We start from the raw sequence: 20151 nt of genomic DNA, 5'->3' as shown, positions 1-20151 counted from the left end.
TGGTGAAAAGTACCCCGGGAGGGGAGTGAAATAGTACCTGAAACCGTGTGCCTACAAGCCGTGGGAGCGTCGGATGGAAGCTTGCTTTCATCTCGTGACTGCGTGCCTTTTGAAGAATGAGCCTGCGAGTTTGCGGTGTGTTGCGAGGTTAACCCGTGTGGGGAAGCCGTAGCGAAAGCGAGTCCGAATAGGGCGGTGTAGTAGCGCGCTCAAGACCCGAAGCGGAGTGATCTAGCCATGGGCAGGTTGAAGCGGAGGTAAGACTTCGTGGAGGACCGAACCCACCAGGGTTGAAAACCTGGGGGATGACCTGTGGTTAGGGGTGAAAGGCCAATCAAACTCCGTGATAGCTGGTTCTCCCCGAAATGCATTTAGGTGCAGCGTCGTGTGTTTCTTGCCGGAGGTAGAGCACTGGATAGGCGATGGGCCCTACCGGGTTACTGACCTTAGCCAAACTCCGAATGCCGGTAAGTGAGAGCGCGGCAGTGAGACTGTGGGGGATAAGCTCCATGGTCGAGAGGGAAACAGCCCAGAGCATCGACTAAGGCCCCTAAGCGTACGCTAAGTGGGAAAGGATGTGGAGTCGCAGAGACAACCAGGAGGTTGGCTTAGAAGCAGCCACCCTTGAAAGAGTGCGTAATAGCTCACTGGTCTAGTGATTCCGCGCCGACAATGTAGCGGGGCTCAAGCGTACCGCCGAAGTCGTGTCATTGCAGCATGAGGGCTAACGCCTGCTGTGATGGGTAGGGGAGCGTCGTCTGCCGGGTGAAGCAGCCGTGGAAGCGAGTTGTGGACGGTTGACGAGTGAGAATGCAGGCATGAGTAGCGATTCACACGTGGGAAACGTGTGCGCCGATTGACTAAGGGTTCCTGGGTCAAGCTGATCTGCCCAGGGTAAGTCGGGACCTAAGGCGAGGCCGACAGGCGTAGTCGATGGATAACCGGTTGATATTCCGGTACCCGCTGTGGAGCGTCAAACATCGAGCATCGTGATGCTAAGGCCGTGAAGCCGCCCTGATCTCTTCGGAGTTGAGGGGAGTGGTGGAGCCGCTGAACCAAGCGGTTAGTAGGTGAGTGATGGGGTGACGCAGGAAGGTAGTCCATCCCGGGCGGTGGTTGTCCCGGGGTAAGGGTGTAGGACGGTGTGCAGGTAAATCCGTGCACCATTTAAGTCTGAGACCTGATGCCGAGCCGATTGTGGCGAAGTGGATGATCCTATGCTGTCGAGAAAAGCCTCTAGCGAGTTTCATGGCGGCCCGTACCCTAAACCGACTCAGGTGGTCAGGTAGAGAATACCGAGGCGTTCGGGTGAACTATGGTTAAGGAACTCGGCAAAATGCCCCCGTAACTTCGGGAGAAGGGGGGCCATTTCTGGTGATCGTCTTTGCGACGTGAGCTGGGGGTGGCCGCAGAGACCAGCGAGAAGCGACTGTTTACTAAAAACACAGGTCCGTGCGAAGCCGTAAGGCGATGTATACGGACTGACGCCTGCCCGGTGCTGGAACGTTAAGGGGACCGGTTAGCTCCATTTCGGTGGGGCGAAGCTGAGAACTTAAGCGCCAGTAAACGGCGGTGGTAACTATAACCATCCTAAGGTAGCGAAATTCCTTGTCGGGTAAGTTCCGACCTGCACGAATGGCGTAACGACTTCTCGACTGTCTCAACCATAGGCCCGGTGAAATTGCACTACGAGTAAAGATGCTCGTTTCGCGCAGCAGGACGGAAAGACCCCGGGACCTTTACTACAGTTTGATATTGGTGTTCGGTTCGGCTTGTGTAGGATAGCTGGGAGACTTTGAAGCGGCCACGCCAGTGGTTGTGGAGTCGTCGTTGAAATACCAGTCTGGTCGTGCTGGATGTCTAACCTGGGTCCGTGATCCGGATCAGGGACAGTGTCTGATGGGTAGTTTAACTGGGGCGGTTGCCTCCTAAAGGGTAACGGAGGCGCCCAAAGGTTCCCTCAGCCTGGTTGGTAATCAGGTGTTGAGTGTAAGTGCACAAGGGAGCTTGACTGTGAGACCGACGGGTCGAGCAGGGACGAAAGTCGGGACTAGTGATCCGGCGGTGGCTTGTGGAAGCGCCGTCGCTCAACGGATAAAAGGTACCCCGGGGATAACAGGCTGATCTTCCCCAAGAGTCCATATCGACGGGATGGTTTGGCACCTCGATGTCGGCTCGTCGCATCCTGGGGCTGGAGTCGGTCCCAAGGGTTGGGCTGTTCGCCCATTAAAGCGGTACGCGAGCTGGGTTTAGAACGTCGTGAGACAGTTCGGTCCCTATCCGCTGTGCGCGTAGGAGTCTTGAGAAGGGCTGTCCCTAGTACGAGAGGACCGGGACGGACGAACCTCTGGTGTGCCAGTTGTTCTGCCAAGGGCATGGCTGGTTGGCTACGTTCGGGAGGGATAACCGCTGAAAGCATCTAAGCGGGAAGCCTGCTTCGAGATGAGGGCTCCCACCCACTTGATGGGGTAAGGCTCCCAGTAGACGACTGGGTTGATAGGCCGGATATGGAAGCACGGTAACGTGTGGAGTTGACCGGTACTAATAGGCCGAGGGCTTGTCCTCAGTTGCTCGCGTCCACTGTGTTGGTTCTGAAACCATGAACAGCCGTAACGGTTGATTGTTTCATAGTGTTTCGGTGGTTATAGCGTGAGGGAAACGCCCGGTTACATTCCGAACCCGGAAGCTAAGCCTTACAGCGCCGATGGTACTGCAGGGGGGACCCTGTGGGAGAGTAGGACGCCGCCGAACAATTATTAGAAGGGTTGGACCCGGAACTTCGGTTTCGGGTCCAACCCTTTTTTGTTGTGCGTCACTTGACGTTCATGTCGCGCGCCGAGCATCCCCACATGGGTACTGCTGCAATGCTCAGGGCCGCCGGCATCGGAGTCGGCGACGAGGTCGTGGTGCCGGCCTTCGGGAACGTGGAGGTTGCCGAGGCCGTGGTGCTGGCCGGGGCGCGGCCGGTGTTCGCCGAGGTGGATCCGGGGACGTACTGCCTGGACGCGTCGGCGGTCGAGGCGGTCGTAACTCCGCGGACGTCGGCGGTCGTTGTCGTACATCGTTTCGGGCGGCCCGCTGATGTGGGGCTGCTGCGGACGGTCGGGCAGCGGCACGGGCTGCTGGTGTTGGAGCAGGGGGAGTCCGAGGCGCCGTACGACGAGGTTGCTCAGCGGCGGCAGCGAGCCGCTTATCTGGATGGGAAGTTGAAGGGGGTGCGTACGCCCGAAGGGGGCGTGGGGCACACCTATCAGCAGTACGTGGTGCGTGTGCCCGGGAATGGGCGGCCCGATCGGGACGCTTTCGCGCGGGCCCTGCGGGCCAAGGGAGTTGACTGCCGGGTGCCGGTGAAGACGCCGGTGCATCGGTTGCCGGAATTCCGGCAGTGTGTGTCCCTGCCGGAGACGGAGCGGGCGGCGGACGAGACGCTTTCGCTGCCGGTGGACGCGAACTTGACCAAGCGGGACATGCAGCGGATCGCTTCCGCGTGCAATGCCCTGGGTGGGCTGTTGCAGGTCGGTTAGGAGCACGGGTCCGTTCGGGGTATGATCTATTCCGTTGCCGCGGGGGAAGCCCCGGCAGGTGACCGGCCCCTATAGCTCAGTCGGCAGAGCGTCTCCATGGTAAGGAGAAGGTCAACGGTTCGATTCCGTTTGGGGGCTCGGAGATTGAGAAAGGCCCCGCCCGATTGGGCGGGGCCTTCTTCGTGTGCTCAGGCGTTGTGCGGGGCCGGTACGCGCATCGCCAGGATGGCCATGTCGTCGGACGGGGCGTCGGAGGCGAAGCGTTCCACGGCGCGCATGATGCGGGCGGCGACCGCGCCCGCCGTGAGGCCCGTGCAGGTGGTGAGGACGTCGGCGAGGCCGTCGTCGCCCAGCATGCGGGCGCCCTCCCGCCGTTCGGTGACGCCGTCCGTGACGCAGAGCAGGACGTCGCCCGGGTCCAGTGTCACCGTCTGCTCGTACAACTCCAGGTCCTCCAGGACGCCGAGGAGCGGCTGGGGTTCGGCGGCGGCCTCGACCGAGCCGTCCTGGCGCAGGCGGAGCGGGAGGGGGTGGCCCGCGCAGACCACCTTCAGTTCCGCGCTGCCGTCGTCCTGCGGGCGCATCTCGCCGTAGAGGAGGGTCAGGAAGCGGCTGCGGGCGCCCTCGTCGAGGATCGCGGAGTTGAGGCGCTGGAGGACGGCGGGGCCGCTGAGGCCCTCGCGGGCGAGCAGGCGCAGGGCGTGCCGGGCGAGGCCGGTGACGGCCGCCGCGTTCGGGCCCGTACCGCAGACGTCGCCGATGGCGAAGCCGTAGGCGCCGTCGCGGATGGGGAAGACGTCGTAGAAGTCGCCGCCGACCTCGTTGCCCTCGCCCGCCGCGCGGTAGATGACCTCTACCTCGACGCCGTCGATCTGGGGCAGCTCGGGCGGCAGGAGGCTGCGCTGGAGGGACTGGCTGATGGCGGTGCGCTCGGAGTAGAGGCGGGCGTTGTCCAGGGCGAGGGCGGCGCGGCGGGAGAGGTCCTCGGCCAGTTCGAGGATCTCCTGGCGGAAGTGGTCGTCGGTGGGCTTGCCGAGGGTCAGCATGCCGATGACGCGGTTGCGCGCGACCAGGGGGAGGACGACGGTCTCGCCGCCGACGGCCTGGGCGGTGGCGAGGGTGGTGCCGATGCCGGAGCTGACCGTGGCGGGTTCGCCGAGGCCTAGGCTGCGCATGGAGGTGCGCAGGGCGGCCTGGTGGGCGACCTCGGCGGGGGCCGTCCAGACGCGGGCACCGGGGGTGGGCACCGGGTCGGGCGGGGGGATCTTGGAGAGGAGGGACTTGATGCCGTCGATCAGTTCCTCGTCCTCGTGCAGCACGTACGAGAGGTACGGGTCGGAGGCCTGGTCGGCGATGGTGTAGACGGCGCACCAGGTGGCGAGGGTCGGGACCGTCATCTGGGCCATCAGGGCGAGTGTCTGGTCGCGGTCCAGGGTGCCCGCGAGGAGGTCGGAGGCCTCGACGAGGAAGCTGAGGGAGCCGCGGCGCAGGCGTTCGAGTTCGCCGAGGCGGGCGGACTCGACGGCGAGGGCGATGCGGTCCGCGGCGAACTGGAGGCGCAGCGCCTCTTCGTTCGAGTAGCGGCCGGGGGCCTCGGCGGCGACACCGAGGGAGCCGGTGAGGCGGCCCTCCACCTTGAGGGGGACGGTGACGACGGAGCGCATGCCGGTGCTGTTGAGCAGCGGGACGGCGCCGGAGACGGCCGTGAGGTCGTCGTGGACGGCGGGCATGCGGGCGGAGCCGTAGCGGCCGGAGCCCCCTTCGACGGGGACGCGGGCGAAGCGCTGGCGGGCGGAGGGCAGGCCGGTGGAGGCGCGGACCTCCAGTTCGGTCTCGTCGTCGGTGGCGAGGAGGAGGAAGGCGGCGTCGCCGTCGAGCATGTCGCGGGCGCGTTCCACCGTGCGCTGGAGGAGGCCGTCCAGGTCGTCGGGGGCGGGGGAGCCGATGAACACCTCGAACGGGTCGGTGCTCTGTGTCTCGGAGGCGCCGCCGGTGTCGGGGGCGGCGGTGACGCGCGTGGGCGTCTGGAGGACGGCTCGCTCGTGGTCCCGTACGAGCAGGCAGACCGTGGAGGGGTCGCCGGAGGTGTCGCGGACGCGGAGGTGGGAGGCGTAGACGGGGATGACGCGGCCGTTGGCGGCGCGGATGCCGTAGCTGCCCTCCCAGCGGGACAGCCGCAGCGCGTCGGCGATGCCGGTGCTGGTGCCGGGGGTGTGGGGCCAGGCGGCGAAGTCGGTGAGGGGCTTGCCGGTGACCTGTTCGGCGGGGTAGCCGAAGAGGTCGTCCGCGTCGTCGTTCCAGGCGGTGATGGCGCCGCCGCGGTCGATCTGGATCACGGCGACGCGGACCCGGCCGTCGGCGAGCGGCAGGCGGTCCGGCGGGAGCGTGGGTCCGGCGCTGCGGGTGCCCACGGAGCGTTGCGGGAGGTCCAGCTGGAACCAGACCTGTTTGTGGGTGGGCGTGTACTCGACGCCCCAGCGGCCGGCCAGGGCGGCGCACAGCTGGAGTCCGCGGCCGCCCTCGCGGTCGGGGCTGCCCATGTTGACGGCGGCGCTCTGGAGGGGCACCTCGCGTTCGGGGTAGCGGTCGGCTACCTCGATGCGTACGCCGTCCTCCGAGCGCAGGCACAGGACGTCCGCGGCGGTGCCCGCGTGCACCACGGCGTTGGTGACCAGCTCGCTGGTGAGGACGACGGCGTCGTCGACGATGTCCGCGAAGCCCCAGCCCTGGAGCGTGTCGCGGACGAAGGAGCGGGCCGCCGCGACCGAGCGCCCCACGGGCTCGAAGCTGGCGGCCGCGCGCGCGGTGATCACGGAACTCCTCGACCTGCTTTCAACGTGCTGCGCCCCCGGATCGACCGGCTCGCGTCGCGTCTGCGACGGCAGGATGCCCGTCGGCCGGGGGTCCGGGGGCTGTCCCCCCGGGATCAGTCCGGTGGTCATGTGTGCGGCCGCCCCTCCGATGCCCGCTCGTATCCGTGCCACCGCCCAGGCCGGACGGACCGGCGCGGCTGGACAGCCGCATGCAAGGTTACTTACCTTCGCCGTCCATGCGGATGCCGGTCACCAGTGTTTCCGCCCGGAGGGTGTGCGCACGATGTGCGAAGCTGCCGAACTGTTATGGCCTGGTTCGGCATGGGTGAAACACTGGGCAGGCTTGAGGTGAAGGTCCGGACCGGCCGAGTGTGATCCGTGTACGGCGGGCAGCAGCACCTGGGCACAGCAGCGATGGTCGACCCCTGCGGGAGGGACACAGTGGAGTCTGGCGCAGCGACGCGGGGCACGAGGACGCGCGCGAAGGGCGGCCGGAACGGGGTCACCGAGGTCGACACGGCCTCCCTGCACCGCCTGCTGGCGGCTCTCGTGGCCATGCGGGACGGCAACTTCCGGAAGCGGCTCACGGTGTCCGGCGACGGCGTGATCTCCGAGATCGCCGCCGTGTTCAACGAGGTGGCCGACCGGAATCTCCACCTCACGGGTGAGCTGTCGCGCGTACGTCGGATGGTCGGGCGTGAGGGAAAACTCACGGAGCGGCTGGAGACCGGCGCCAGCGAGGGTTCCTGGGCGGCCGCGATCGACGCCTCGAACGCGTTGGTCGACGATCTGGTGTGGCCGGTCTCCGAGGTCGGCCGGGTGCTGTCGGCGGTCGCGGAGGGTGATCTGTCGCCGCGGATGGAGTTGCGGACGCAGGCGCCGGACGGGACCGGGCATCCGCTGCGGGGCGAGTTCCTGAAGGTCGGGCGGACGGTCAACAACCTGGTCGACCAGTTGTCGACGTTCACCGACGAGGTCACGCGGGTGGCCAGCGAGGTGGGCACCGAGGGCAAGCTGGGCGGGCAGGCCCGGGTGCGCGGGATGTCGGGTTCGTGGAAGGACCTGACGGAGTCCGTCAACACGATGGCGTACCGGCTGACGGCTCAGGTGCGGGACATCGCGCTGGTGACGACCGCGGTGGCGAAGGGTGATCTGTCCCGGAAGGTCACGGTGCACGTGGCCGGGGAGATGCTGGAGCTGAAGGAAACCGTCAACACGATGGTGGACCAGCTCTCGGCGTTCTCCTCCGAGGTGACCCGGGTGGCGCGCGAGGTGGGCACCGAGGGCGAGCTGGGCGGTCAGGCCCAGGTCCCCGGGGTGGCCGGGGTGTGGAAGGAGCTGACCGACTCCGTCAACACCATGGCCGGCAACCTGACGGCCCAGGTGCGGGGGATCGCCGAGGTGACGACCGCGGTGGCCAGCGGTGATCTGTCGCGGAAGGTGACCGTGCCCGCGCGGGGCGAGGTCGCGCAGCTCGCCGAGACGATCAACCAGATGACCGAGACGCTGCGGATCTTCGCCGACGAGGTCACCCGCGTCGCCAACGAGGTCGGTGGCGAGGGGCGGCTCGGCGGGCAGGCGAACGTGCCGGGGGCGGCCGGGACGTGGAAGGACCTGACGGACTCCGTCAACACGGTCTTCCGGAACCTGACCACCCAGGTGCGGGACATCGCCGCGGTGACGACAGCGGTGGCGAGCGGTGATCTGTCGCAGAAGGTCACCGTGGACGTGGCCGGGGAGATGCTGGAGCTGAAGAACACCGTCAACGGGATGGTGGACCAGCTCTCCGCGTTCGCGGCCGAGGTCACGCGCGTGGCGCGCGAGGTCGGTGTCGAGGGTGAGCTGGGCGGCCAGGCGCAGGTGCCGGGGGCGGCCGGGACGTGGAAGGACCTGACGGACTCCGTCAACACGGCGTTCCGCAACCTCACCGGTCAGGTGCGCAACATCGCCCAGGTGACGACGGCCGTGGCCAACGGTGATCTGTCGCAGAAGGTCACCGTCGACGTGTCCGGCGAGATGCTCCAGCTGAAGAACACCGTGAACACGATGGTGGACCAGCTGTCGTCGTTCGCCGAGCAGGTCACGCGGATGGCCCGGGACGTGGGCACCGAGGGGCGCCTCGGCGGTCAGGCGCGGGTGGACGGCGTGTCCGGCACCTGGAAGGAACTGACCGATTCGGTCAACTTCATGGCCGGCAACCTGACCTCCCAGGTGCGGCAGATCGCCCAGGTGACGACGGCCGTGGCGCGCGGTGACCTGTCGCAGAAGATCGACGTGGACGCGCGCGGGGAGATCCTGGAGCTGAAGAACACCATCAACACGATGGTCGACCAGCTCTCCGCCTTCGCCGACCAGGTGACCCGGGTGGCCCGTGAGGTGGGCACCGAGGGGCGGCTCGGCGGGCAGGCGCAGGTGCCGGGCGTCGCGGGCGTCTGGCGGGACCTGACGGACTCCGTGAACGGCATGGCGTCCAACCTGACCGGCCAGGTCCGCAACATCGCGCAGGTCGCTACCGCGGTGGCCCGGGGTGACCTCTCCCAGAAGATCACCGTGGACGCGCGCGGGGAGATCCTGGAGCTGAAGAACACCCTGAACACGATGGTGGACCAGCTGTCGTCGTTCGCCGAAGAGGTCACGCGGGTGGCCCGAGAGGTGGGCACCGAGGGCATCCTCGGCGGCCAGGCCGAGGTGCAGGGGGTCTCCGGCACCTGGAAGGACCTCACGCAGTCCGTGAACTTCATGGCGAACAACCTGACCATCCAGGTGCGCAACATCGCCGAGGTCACGACCGCGGTAGCCAAGGGCGACCTGTCGAAGAAGATCACCGTCGACGCCAAGGGCGAGATCCTCGAACTCGTCACCACCGTCAACACGATGGTCGACCAGCTGTCGTCCTTCGCCGAGCAGGTCACGCGCGTGGCGCGCGAGGTGGGCACCGAGGGCATCCTCGGCGGGCAGGCGCACGTGCCCGGCGTCGTGGGCATCTGGAAGGACCTCAGCGACAACGTCAACCTGATGGCCAAGAACCTGACCGTGCAGGTGCGGAACATCTCCCAGGTCGCGGCGGCGGTCGCCAACGGTGATCTGACGCGGACGGTGACGATCGAGGCGCGCGGCGAGGTCGCGCAGCTCGCCGACACCTTCAACACCATGGTCAAGACGCTGAGTTCGTTCGCCGAGCAGGTCACCAAGGTGGCACGTGAGGTGGGCACGGACGGCATCCTGGGCGGTCAGGCGCACGTCCCAGGGGTGGCGGGCACCTGGAAGGACCTCACCGAGTCCGTGAACCAGATGGCGTCCAACCTGACCGGTCAGGTGCGCAACATCGCCATGGTGACCACGGCCATCGCCAAGGGTGACCTGACGAAGAAGATCGATATCGACGCGCGCGGGGAGATCCTCGAACTCAAGACGACCATCAACACGATGGTCGACCAGCTGTCCTCCTTCGCCGAGGAGGTCACCCGCGTGGCCCGTGAGGTGGGCACGGAGGGGCAGCTCGGCGGGCAGGCACGCGTGCGTGACGTGGACGGCACCTGGCGCGACCTGACCGAGTCCGTGAACGAGATGGCCGGGAACCTGACCCGGCAGGTGCGCGCCATCGCGCGCGTGGCGACCGCGGTGACCCGCGGCGACCTCAACCTGAAGATCGACGTGGACGCCTCCGGCGAGATCTCCGAACTTCAGGACTACATCAACAAGATGATCGCCAATCTGCGCGACACCACGATCGCCAACAAGGAGCAGGACTGGCTCAAGGGCAACCTCGCGCGGATCTCCGCGCTGATGCAGGGCCGCCGCGACCTGGAGGACGTGGCCTCGCTGATCATGAGCGAGCTGACGCCGGTGGTGTCCGCGCAGCACGGCGCGTTCTTCGTCGCCATGCCGGTGGTCGACGGCCAGGACCAGGGCGCGGACGACGACGACCGCTACGAGCTGCGGATGCTGGGGTCGTACGGCTACTCGATGGGCTCCATGCCGACGTCGTTCGCGCCCGGTGAGGCGCTCGTCGGCACCGCGGCCGAGGAGAAGCGCACGATCCTGGTGGAGAACGCGCCCAGCGGCTATCTGAAGATCTCCTCCGGGCTCGGGGAGGCGCCGCCCGCGCAGGTGATCGTGTTGCCGGTGCTCTTCGAGGGGAAGGTGCTCGGCGTCATCGAGCTGGCGTCGTTCACGGCGTTCACACAGATCCAGAAGGACTTCCTCAACCAGATCGCCGAGATGATCGCGACGAGCGTCAACACCATCTCCGTCAACACCAAGACGGAGGTGCTGCTGAAGCAGTCGCAGGAGCTGACCGAGCAGCTGAGGCTGCGCTCGGCGGAGCTGGAGCAGCGGCAGAAGGCGCTCCAGGCGTCCAACGCGGAGCTGGAGGAGAAGGCGGAGCTGCTGGCCCAGCAGAACCGCGACATCGAGGTGAAGAACACCGAGATCGAGGAGGCGCGGCAGGTCCTGGAGGAGCGCGCCGAGCAACTGGCCGTCTCCATGCGCTACAAGAGCGAGTTCCTCGCCAACATGTCGCACGAGCTGCGTACGCCGCTGAACTCGCTGCTGATCCTCGCCAAGCTGCTCGCCGACAACGCGGACGGCAACCTCACCCCGAAGCAGGTGGAGTTCGCCGAGACGATCCACGGCGCGGGCTCCGACCTGCTCCAGCTGATCAACGACATCCTCGACCTGTCGAAGGTCGAGGCGGGCAAGATGGACGTCTCCCCGACGCGTATCGCGCTCGTCCAGCTCGTGGACTACGTGGAGGCCACCTTCCGGCCGCTGACCGCGGAGAAGGGCCTGGACCTGTCGGTGCGGGTCTCCCCGGAGCTGCCCGCCACCCTGCACACCGACGAGCAGCGGCTCCTCCAGGTGCTGCGCAACCTGCTGTCGAACGCGGTGAAGTTCACCGACTCCGGTTCCGTGGAGCTGGTCATCCGGCCCGCGCGGGACGACGTCCCGCAGGCGATCCGGGAGCAGTTGCTGGAGGCCGGTTCGCTGACCGATCCGGAGGCGGGGCTGATCGCGTTCTCGGTGACCGACACCGGGATCGGCATCGCCGCCAGCAAGATGCGGGTGATCTTCGAGGCGTTCAAGCAGGCCGACGGCACCACCAGCCGCAAGTACGGCGGCACCGGCCTCGGGCTGTCCATCTCGCGGGAGATCGCGCAGCTGCTCGGCGGCGAGATCCACGCGCAGAGCGAGCCGGGACGCGGTTCGACGTTCACGCTGTACCTGCCGCTGCACCCGAGCGAACTGCCTCCGCACGGCTACCAGCAGCCCGTCGCCGCGCTCGGCCCCGGGGACCTGATGGCGCCCTCGCCCGAGCTGGCCGACGTGGAGATCGAGACGCCGGCCGAGGTGAAGTCGTACCGCGAGACCCAGAACGGGGCGGCGGCGCTCTTCCGGCGGCGGCGCCGGGCGGCGGCGGAGGAGCCGAGGGCGCTGCCGCAGGGGCAGCTCGAGCAGGCGACGGCGATCGAGCAGGACCAGACGCCGCGGTCGATGCGGGGCCTGCGGTTCGGCGGCGAGAAGGTGCTGATCGTCGACGACGACATCCGCAACGTGTTCGCGCTGACCAGCGTCCTGGAACAGCACGGACTGTCGGTGCTGTACGCCGAGAACGGCCGGGAGGGCATCGAGGTCCTGGAGCAGCACGACGACGTGGCGGTCGTACTGATGGACATCATGATGCCCGAGATGGACGGGTACGCCACGACGACCGCGATCCGCCGGATGCCGCAGTTCGCCGGGCTGCCGATCATCGCGTTGACCGCGAAGGCGATGAAGGGGGACCGTGAGAAGGCGATCGAGTCGGGTGCCTCGGACTATGTGACCAAGCCGGTCGACCCCGATCACCTGCTGTCGGTGATGGTGCAGTGGATGCGGCAGGAGTGAAGGTGACGTTCGGGGCGCGTGCAGGTGTGGCGGAAGCCCTCGACTTGTGCGCGGAGTTGTTGACTCAGTGTGGTGGAGGGTGTGTGGAAGCGCGTAATTCGGGGAACCTTCTGGTCTCCCGCTACGTTTCTGCTACGTGCACAGTGACATCGCGGTGACAGGGTGTGGCGACAGGCGGGGTGCGGCTACGATGACCGGCACGAGGACGGGCGGCGCAAGGGAGTCGTCCCCAGGGGTGGCGCCGGGCGGCGTCACGCCAAGTCCTGCGGACAGGGGAGGCCCCACGCCGGGGCGAGGAGGGCGGGCCATGGTGCAGAAGGCCAAGATCCTCCTGGTCGATGACCGGCCGGAGAATCTGCTGGCGCTGGAGGCGATCCTCTCCGCGCTCGATCAGACGCTGGTGCGGGCATCGTCCGGGGAGGAAGCGCTCAAAGCACTGCTCACGGACGATTTCGCGGTCATTCTGCTGGATGTGCAGATGCCGGGGATGGACGGTTTCGAGACGGCCGCGCACATCAAGCGGCGGGAGCGGACCCGGGACATCCCGATCATCTTCCTCACGGCGATCAACCACGGCCCGCACCACACCTTCCGGGGGTACGCGGCGGGCGCGGTCGACTACATCTCCAAGCCGTTCGACCCGTGGGTGCTGCGGGCCAAGGTCTCCGTGTTCGTCGAGCTGTACATGAAGAACTGCCAGCTGCGGGAGCAGGCGGCGCTGCTGCGGCTTCAGTTGGAAGGCGGCGGCAAGGGCGGAGTCGGCGGCGGCAGCAAGGAGCAGTCGGCCGGTCTGCTGGCCGAGTTGTCGGCCCGGCTGGCGGCGGTCGAGGAGCAGGCCGAGGCGCTGTCGAAGCAGCTCGACGACGAGTCGGCGGACGCCGCCGCGGTCGCCACGGCCGCGCATCTGGAGCGGAAACTCACCGGCCTGCGGCGGGCGTTGGACGCCCTGGAACCCGGCGTCGGCGGGGCTTCCTCCATGCCGTCGTAGAACTGGCCCCCGCCGCCCGGAGGTTGGCCGGGCCGACGCCCGGTGGCGTCGCGGTGAACCGGCGTCAGCTTTGGGACGCTCGGGACGCGACACGAACGGGTGAAGCGGTGGGCAGGCGTGTCGGGTGGGGGGTCCACCGGTAACCTCACTTCCATGGCCTCACGTTCCTCCGCAGCCAAGAAGCAGCCCGCGAAGAAGGCCGCCGCTTCCGCGAAGGCTCCGGCGAAGAAGGCCGCCGCGAAGAAGGCGCCCGCGAAGGCGCCCGCCAAGAAGGCCGCGGCCAAGAAGGCCGCGCCGCCGCCGAAACCGGCACCCAGCCCCACCGGCGGCGTCTACCGGATCGTCCGCGCGCTCTGGCTCGGCCTCGCGCACGCGGTGGGCGCGGTGTTCCGCGGCATAGGGCAGGGCGCGAAGAACCTCGACCCCGCGCATCGCAAGGACGGCGTCGCCCTGCTGCTCCTCGCCCTGGCGCTGATCGTCGCCGCGGGCACCTGGTCGAATCTGCGCGGACCCGTCGGCGAGCTGGTCGAGATGCTGGTGACCGGTGCCTTCGGGCGGCTCGACCTGCTGGTGCCGATCCTGCTCGCGGCGATCGCCGTACGGTTCATCAGGCACCCGGAGAAGCCCGAGGCCAACGGGCGGATCGTGATCGGTCTGTCGGCGCTGGTGATCGGCGTGCTCGGCCAGGTGCACATCGCCTGCGGCTCGCCCGCCCGCAGCGACGGCATGCAGTCGATAAGGGACGCCGGGGGGCTCATCGGCTGGGGTGCGGCCACCCCGCTGACGTTCACGATGGGCGAGGTGCTCGCCGTACCGCTGCTGGTGCTGCTGACGGTCTTCGGGCTGCTGGTCGTGACGGCCACCCCGGTCAACGCCATCCCGCAGCGGCTGCGGCTGCTCGGGATGAGGCTGGGGCTGATCCCGGATCCCGCGGACGAGCCGCTCGGCGAGGACGACGCGCGGTACGAGGAGCAGTGGCGCGAGGCGCTGCCCGCGCGTGGCCGCAGGCGTGGCCCAGCCCCGGAGTCGTACGACCCCGACCGCGCCGAGGAGGAGGCGCTCTCGCGGCGTCGGGGGCGCCCCAGGCGGTCCGCGGTGCCGCAGCCGGACATGGAGCGGCAGATGGACGCCGTGGACGTCGCCGCGGCGGCAGCCGCCGCACTCGACGGGGCGGTGCTGCACGGGATGCCGCCGTCCCCGGTCGTCGCCGACCTCACCCAGGGGGTGAGCGCGGGCGACCGCGAGGAGACCACCCCGGCGCCCACGCCCGTGCCCGCCGCCCGGCCCCAGCCGGCGGAGCAGCCGAAGCCGCAGCAGCTCAGGTCGGAGGTCCCGGACCTCACCAAGACGCCGCCCCCCGACACGCGCGAGCTGCCCTCGCGCGCCGAGCAGCTCCAGCTCTCCGGTGACATCACCTACGCGCTGCCGTCCCTGGACCTGCTCACGCGCGGGGGGCCCGGCAAGGCGCGCAGCGCGGCCAACGACGCCATCGTCGAGTCGCTGACCACGGTGTTCACCGAGTTCAAGGTCGACGCCCGGGTCACCGGCTTCACGCGCGGGCCGACGGTCACGCGCTACGAGGTGGAGCTGGGCCCCGCCGTGAAGGTCGAGCGGATCACCGCGCTGACCAAGAACATCGCGTACGCCGTCGCCAGCCCGGACGTGCGGATCATCAGCCCGATCCCCGGCAAGTCGGCGGTCGGCATCGAGATCCCGAACACCGACCGGGAGATGGTCAACCTCGGTGACGTGCTGCGGCTCGCGGAGTCGGCGGAGGACGACGACCCGATGCTGGTCGCCTTCGGCAAGGACGTCGAGGGCGGCTACGTCATGCACTCGCTGGCGAAGATGCCGCACATGCTGGTCGCCGGTGCCACCGGGTCCGGCAAGTCGTCCTGCATCAACTGCCTGATCACCTCGGTGATGATGCGGGCGACCCCGGAGGACGTCCGGATGATCCTGGTCGACCCCAAGCGCGTCGAGCTGACCGCCTACGAGGGCATCCCGCACCTGATCACGCCCATCATCACCAACCCGAAGCGGGCCGCCGAGGCGCTCCAGTGGGTCGTACGGGAGATGGACCTCAGGTATGACGACCTGGCCGCCTACGGGTACCGGCACATCGACGACTTCAACCGGGCCGTGCGCGAGGGCAAGGTCAAGCCGCCCGAGGGCAGTGAGCGGGAGCTTCAGCCGTACCCGTACCTGCTGGTGATCGTCGACGAGCTGGCCGACCTGATGATGGTGGCGCCCCGGGACGTCGAGGACGCGATCGTGCGGATCACGCAGCTCGCGCGGGCGGCCGGCATCCATCTGGTGCTGGCCACCCAGCGGCCGTCGGTGGACGTCGTCACCGGACTGATCAAGGCGAACGTGCCGTCGCGGCTCGCGTTCGCCACCTCCTCGCTCGCCGACTCGCGCGTGATCCTCGACCAGCCGGGCGCCGAGAAGCTGATCGGCAAGGGTGACGGGCTGTTCCTGCCGATGGGCGCGAACAAGCCGACCCGGATGCAGGGCGCGTTCGTGACCGAGGAGGAGGTCGCGGTCGTCGTCCAGCACTGCAAGGACCAGATGACGCCCGTCTTCCGGGACGACGTCGTGGTGGGGACCAAGCAGAAGAAGGAGATCGACGAGGACATCGGCGACGACCTCGACCTGCTGTGCCAGGCGGCCGAGCTGGTCGTCTCCACGCAGTTCGGGTCGACCTCCATGCTCCAGCGCAAGCTGCGGGTCGGCTTCGCGAAGGCCGGGCGGCTAATGGACCTGATGGAGTCGCGGAACATCGTCGGCCCGAGCGAGGGTTCGAAGGCGCGGGACGTCCTGGTGAAGCCCGACGAACTGGACGGTGTGCTGGCGGTCATTCGTGGGGAGGCTGACGCGTAGGGAGACGGTGACCGGTGTCCCTCGTGCGGCTCTCGCGGGTGGCCCGGTGCGCGGACCTGTGCTGAGCGGGCCGATGCCTGAACGGCGGACACGGTTTCGGCCGGATGCAGGATCGTGACTCACCCGTAAGGGATCAGTGAGCAACCGTTTCCCTGTGACGCACGTCAAGTTGAGGGAAGCGAAAGGCATCTCACCCACCATCGGCATGACCGGCCATTCCGATGGCGTACAAAGTCCCTCCGCCCGGTTGCCTCACCCTTTCGCACCCCCCCTAGACTGAACCTCCAGCAGGTGGCTACACGCTCGAAAGGCGCCCCCGTGTCCATCGGCAACTCCCCTGAAGACGAGCGTCCGTTCGAAGACGTTTCCGAGGAAGCCCGACCCTCCATCGGCCGTGCCCTGCGGCAGGCGCGCATCGCCGCCGGGCTGACCGTCGACGACGTCAGTACCGCCACCCGGGTCCGTATCGTCATCGTGCACGCGATCGAGGCCGACGACTTCGCCCCCTGCGGCGGGGACGTCTACGCCCGCGGGCACATCAGGACCCTCGCCAAGGCGGTGAACCTCGACCCGGCCCCGCTGCTCGCCCAGTACGACGCCGACCACGGCGGGCGCCCCGCCCCCACCCCGGCCGCACCCATGTTCGAGGCGGAGCGCATCCGGCCCGAGCGACGGGGACCCAACTGGACCGCCGCCATGGTCGCCGCGATCGTGGCCGTCGTCGGCTTCGTCGCGTTCACCGCGTTCAAGGGTGAGTCCGACGGCGGCGCCGGACAGCAGGTCGCCGAGGGAGGCGCGCCCGAGCAGAGCACGTCGCCGTCGCCGAGCGCCGCGACCAAGAAGCCCGCCGACCCCAAGCCCGACCCGACCGAGAGCGCCATCGCTGCCGCGCCCCGCGACAAGGTCACCGTCCAGGTCGCCGCGGTCGACGGCCGCAGCTGGATCTCGGCCAAGGACCACAACGGCCGACTCCTGTTCGACGGACTCCTCGAACAGGGGGATTCCAAGACCTTCCAGGACAGCTCCAAGATCAACCTCGTCCTCGGTGACGCCGGGGCGATCGAGCTGCACGTCAACGGCAAGAAGATCGAGGACGACTTCCAGCCCGGTGCCGTGGAGCGGCTGACGTACACCAAGGGCGACCCGCAGGTCGGCTAGCCGGTGCCGTGCGGTGCGGGGCTGGACGCGCCCTTGAGGGTGGTCCAGCCCCGTCGACGTGGGCTGTCAGTCGGACAAAGTAGTCTTGAGCCCATGCCTGAACGCCGTACCGTCGCACTGGTCACCCTTGGCTGCGCCCGTAACGAGGTGGACTCGGAGGAGCTGGCAGGCCGTTTGGAGGCGGACGGCTGGCAGCTCGTCGAGGACGCCGAGGACGCGGACGTCGCCGTCGTCAACACCTGCGGTTTCGTCGAAGCCGCCAAGAAGGACTCCGTCGACGCCCTCCTGGAGGCCAACGACCTCAAGGGACACGGCAGAACCCAGGCCGTCGTGGCGGTGGGCTGCATGGCCGAGCGGTACGGCAAGGAACTCGCCGAGGCCCTCCCCGAGGCCGACGGCGTGCTCGGCTTCGACGACTACGCCGACATCTCCGACCGGCTCCAGACCATCCTGAGCGGCGGCATCCACGCCGCCCACACCCCGCGCGACCGGCGCAAGCTGCTGCCGATCAGCCCCGCCGAGCGGCAGGAGTCCGCGGCGGAGGTCGCCCTCCCGGGGCACGGCCCCGTCGACCTGCCCGACGGCCTGGCCCCCGCCTCCGGACCCCGCGCGCCGCTGCGCCGCCGCCTCGACGGCTCCCCGGTGGCCTCGGTGAAGCTCGCCTCCGGCTGCGACCGGCGCTGCTCCTTCTGCGCCATCCCCTCCTTCCGCGGCTCCTTCATCTCCCGCCGCCCCAGCGACGTACTGAACGAGACCCGCTGGCTGGCCGAGCAGGGCGTCAAGGAGATCATGCTGGTCTCCGAGAACAACACCTCCTACGGCAAGGACCTGGGCGACATCCGGCTGCTGGAGTCGCTGCTCCCGGAGCTGGCCGAGGTCGACGGCATCGAGCGGGTGCGGGTGAGCTACCTCCAGCCCGCCGAGATGCGGCCCGGCCTGATCGACGTGCTGACCTCCACGCCGAAGATCGCGCCCTACTTCGACCTCTCCTTCCAGCACTCCGCCCCCGACGTGCTGCGCTCGATGCGCCGCTTCGGCGACACCGACCGCTTCCTGGAACTGCTGGACACCATCCGCGCCAAGGCGCCCGAGGCCGGGGTGCGCTCCAACTTCATCGTCGGCTTCCCCGGCGAGAAGGAGGCCGACCTGGCCGAACTGGAGCGCTTCCTGAACGGCGCGCGGCTGGACGCCATCGGCGTCTTCGGGTACTCCGACGAGGAGGGCACGGAGGCCGCGACCTACAGCGGCAAGCTCGACGAGGACGTCGTCGCCGAACGGCTCGCCCACATCTCCCGGCTGGCCGAGGAACTGGTCTCGCAGCGGGCCGAGGAGCGCCTCGGGGAAACCGTGCGGGTGCTGGTCGAGTCGGTCGACCCCGAGGAGGGCGTCCACGGCCGCGGTGCGCACCAGGCGCCGGAGACGGACGGACAGGTGCTGCTCACGAGCGGCGCAGGCCTGCGCGTCGGCCGTATGGTCGAGGCGAAGGTGGTCGGTACGGAAGGTGTCGACCTGGTGGCCGAGCCCTTGCCGGGCTCGCTCGTCGGCGGGCCCGGCGGCAGTGAGGAGGCGGGCAGATGACCGGAGCACCGGCATCCGCCGCGGGTGGCTCCTCCCGGGCGCAGTCCGTCGGCGGATCGCCGAAGCCCAAGGGGGCGGCCGTGGTCGGGGGCGGTGAGCAGGGAGCGGAGGACGACGGTCGTCCGGCGCGGGGCGGGAAACTGGCGGCCGCGGCCGTCAACCAGGCCAGCGTCTGGAACGTCGCCAACCTCCTGACCATGCTCAGGCTGCTGCTCGTGCCCGGCTTCATCGCGCTGATGCTGGCCGACGGCGGCTACGACCCGGCCTGGCGGTCGCTGGCGTGGGCGGCCTTCGCCATCGCCATGATCACCGACCTGTTCGACGGTCATCTGGCGCGTACGTACAACCTGGTCACCGACTTCGGGAAGATCGCCGACCCCATCGCCGACAAGGCGATCATGGGTGCGGCGCTGATCTGTCTCTCCGCGCTGGGCGATCTGCCGTGGTGGGTGACGGCGGTGATCCTCGGACGGGAACTCGGGATCACGCTCTTGCGTTTTCTGGTCATTCGGTACGGCGTCATCCCGGCGAGCCGGGGCGGCAAGCTCAAGACGCTCACCCAGGGCGTCGCCGTGGGCATGTACGTGCTGGCGCTGACGGGGTGGCTGGCCACGCTGCGGTGGTGGGTGATGGCCGCGGCGGTCGTCCTGACCGTGGTGACCGGGCTGGACTATGTGAGACAGGCCATTGTGCTGCGCCGGCGCGGAATCGCCGAGCGCAAGGCTGCGTTGGAGGAGACGGAAGGGTGAGTTCCACGGCCGCCGAAGTCGTGCGACTACTCAGCGTGCAGGGCGCGACGGTCGCCGTCGCCGAGTCGCTGACCGGCGGACTGGTGGCAGCGGAGATCACGGCGGTCCCCGGGGCGTCCAAGGTCTTCCGGGGGTCGGTGACGGCCTACGCCACCGAACTGAAGCATGAACTGCTCGGCGTCGACGCCACCCTGCTGGCGCGGCGAGGAGCGGTGGACCCGCAGGTCGCGGCCCAGATGGCGGCCGGAGCGCGGAAGGCTCTCGGCGCCGACTGGGGCATCGCGACGACCGGGGTCGCGGGCCCCGACCCGCAGGACGGGCAGCCCGTCGGGACGGTCTACGTCGCCGTCGAAGGGCCCGTCGAGCCGGTTCCCGGTTCCGCCGCTGGCGGAAAAGTGCGGGCGCTGCGGTTGAACGGCGACCGGGCGGAAATTCGTAGAGAGAGTGTACGGAGCGTACTCGCCCTGCTCCTTCAGGAGATCACGGGCGAACAGACCGGGAATGAGCGGGCACAGGATACGGAACAGAACGGGGGGTTTTGATGTTTGCAGCCCTGAGTGAACACGACATCG

General features: G+C 68.4%; 9 protein-coding genes, 1 tRNA gene and 2 rRNA genes. 11 read left to right on the top strand and 1 reads right to left on the bottom strand.

Annotated elements, in window-relative coordinates; genetic code table 11:
• The 4 genes from KBY47_RS12160 to KBY47_RS12145 all read left to right on the top strand — a co-directional run.
• Positions 1–2565 (top strand): 23S ribosomal RNA (locus KBY47_RS12160); the annotation flags it as partial.
• 69 nt (positions 2566–2634) lie between these two features.
• Positions 2635–2751 (top strand): 5S ribosomal RNA (gene rrf, locus KBY47_RS12155).
• A gap of 113 nt (positions 2752–2864) precedes the next feature.
• Positions 2865–3524, top strand: coding sequence for a DegT/DnrJ/EryC1/StrS family aminotransferase (locus KBY47_RS12150; protein WP_210921067.1), 660 nt, complete (start codon positions 2865–2867; stop codon positions 3522–3524).
• Positions 3525–3589: 65 nt separating this feature from the next.
• A tRNA-Thr gene (locus tag KBY47_RS12145) sits at positions 3590–3662 on the top strand.
• A gap of 50 nt (positions 3663–3712) precedes the next feature.
• On the opposite strand, the gene KBY47_RS12140 is transcribed toward KBY47_RS12145, so the two are convergent.
• A complete protein-coding gene (locus tag KBY47_RS12140) occupies positions 3713–6466 on the bottom strand; it encodes a SpoIIE family protein phosphatase (protein WP_210921053.1) in 2754 nt (917 codons plus the stop codon).
• 312 nt (positions 6467–6778) lie between these two features.
• Between KBY47_RS12140 and KBY47_RS12135 the strand changes: the two genes are divergently transcribed.
• The 7 genes from KBY47_RS12135 (at position 6779) to KBY47_RS12105 (ending at position 20121) form a co-directional block, all read left to right on the top strand.
• Positions 6779–12223 (top strand): HAMP domain-containing protein, encoded by a 5445-nt coding sequence (locus KBY47_RS12135; RefSeq protein ID WP_210921052.1) that lies wholly within the window; start codon positions 6779–6781, stop codon positions 12221–12223.
• Positions 12224–12530: 307 nt separating this feature from the next.
• A complete protein-coding gene (locus KBY47_RS12130) occupies positions 12531–13211 on the top strand; it encodes a two-component system response regulator (protein ID WP_210921051.1) in 681 nt (226 codons plus the stop codon).
• A gap of 153 nt (positions 13212–13364) precedes the next feature.
• The gene (locus KBY47_RS12125; RefSeq protein ID WP_210921050.1) at positions 13365–16094 is read left to right on the top strand and encodes a DNA translocase FtsK; all 2730 of its coding nucleotides are present in this window, start codon (positions 13365–13367) and stop codon (positions 16092–16094) included.
• Positions 16095–16412: 318 nt separating this feature from the next.
• Positions 16413–17252 carry a helix-turn-helix domain-containing protein gene (locus KBY47_RS12120; protein WP_210921049.1) on the top strand — a complete coding sequence of 280 codons (840 nt, stop codon included), beginning with the start codon at positions 16413–16415 and terminating at the stop codon, positions 17250–17252.
• Between the two features lie 93 nt (positions 17253–17345).
• Complete coding sequence (gene rimO / locus KBY47_RS12115; RefSeq protein WP_210921048.1) at positions 17346–18830, top strand: 30S ribosomal protein S12 methylthiotransferase RimO; 1485 nt, start codon at positions 17346–17348, stop codon at positions 18828–18830.
• Positions 18827–19579, top strand: a complete 753-nt coding sequence (gene pgsA / locus KBY47_RS12110; protein WP_210921047.1) for a CDP-diacylglycerol--glycerol-3-phosphate 3-phosphatidyltransferase — start codon at positions 18827–18829, stop codon at positions 19577–19579. The genes rimO and pgsA overlap by 4 nt, the downstream gene beginning before the upstream one ends.
• Positions 19576–20121 (top strand): CinA family protein, encoded by a 546-nt coding sequence (locus KBY47_RS12105; RefSeq protein WP_210921046.1) that lies wholly within the window; start codon positions 19576–19578, stop codon positions 20119–20121. The genes pgsA and KBY47_RS12105 overlap by 4 nt, the downstream gene beginning before the upstream one ends.
• The last annotated feature ends 30 nt before the right edge of the window (positions 20122–20151 follow it).

Origin of the sequence: Streptomyces sp. B93 (assembly GCF_018070565.1) — a bacterium.
GTDB lineage: Bacteria > Actinomycetota > Actinomycetes > Streptomycetales > Streptomycetaceae > Streptomyces.
Note: the sequence above shows the minus strand (reverse complement) of the source record. Positions and strands in the feature narration are given on the sequence as shown.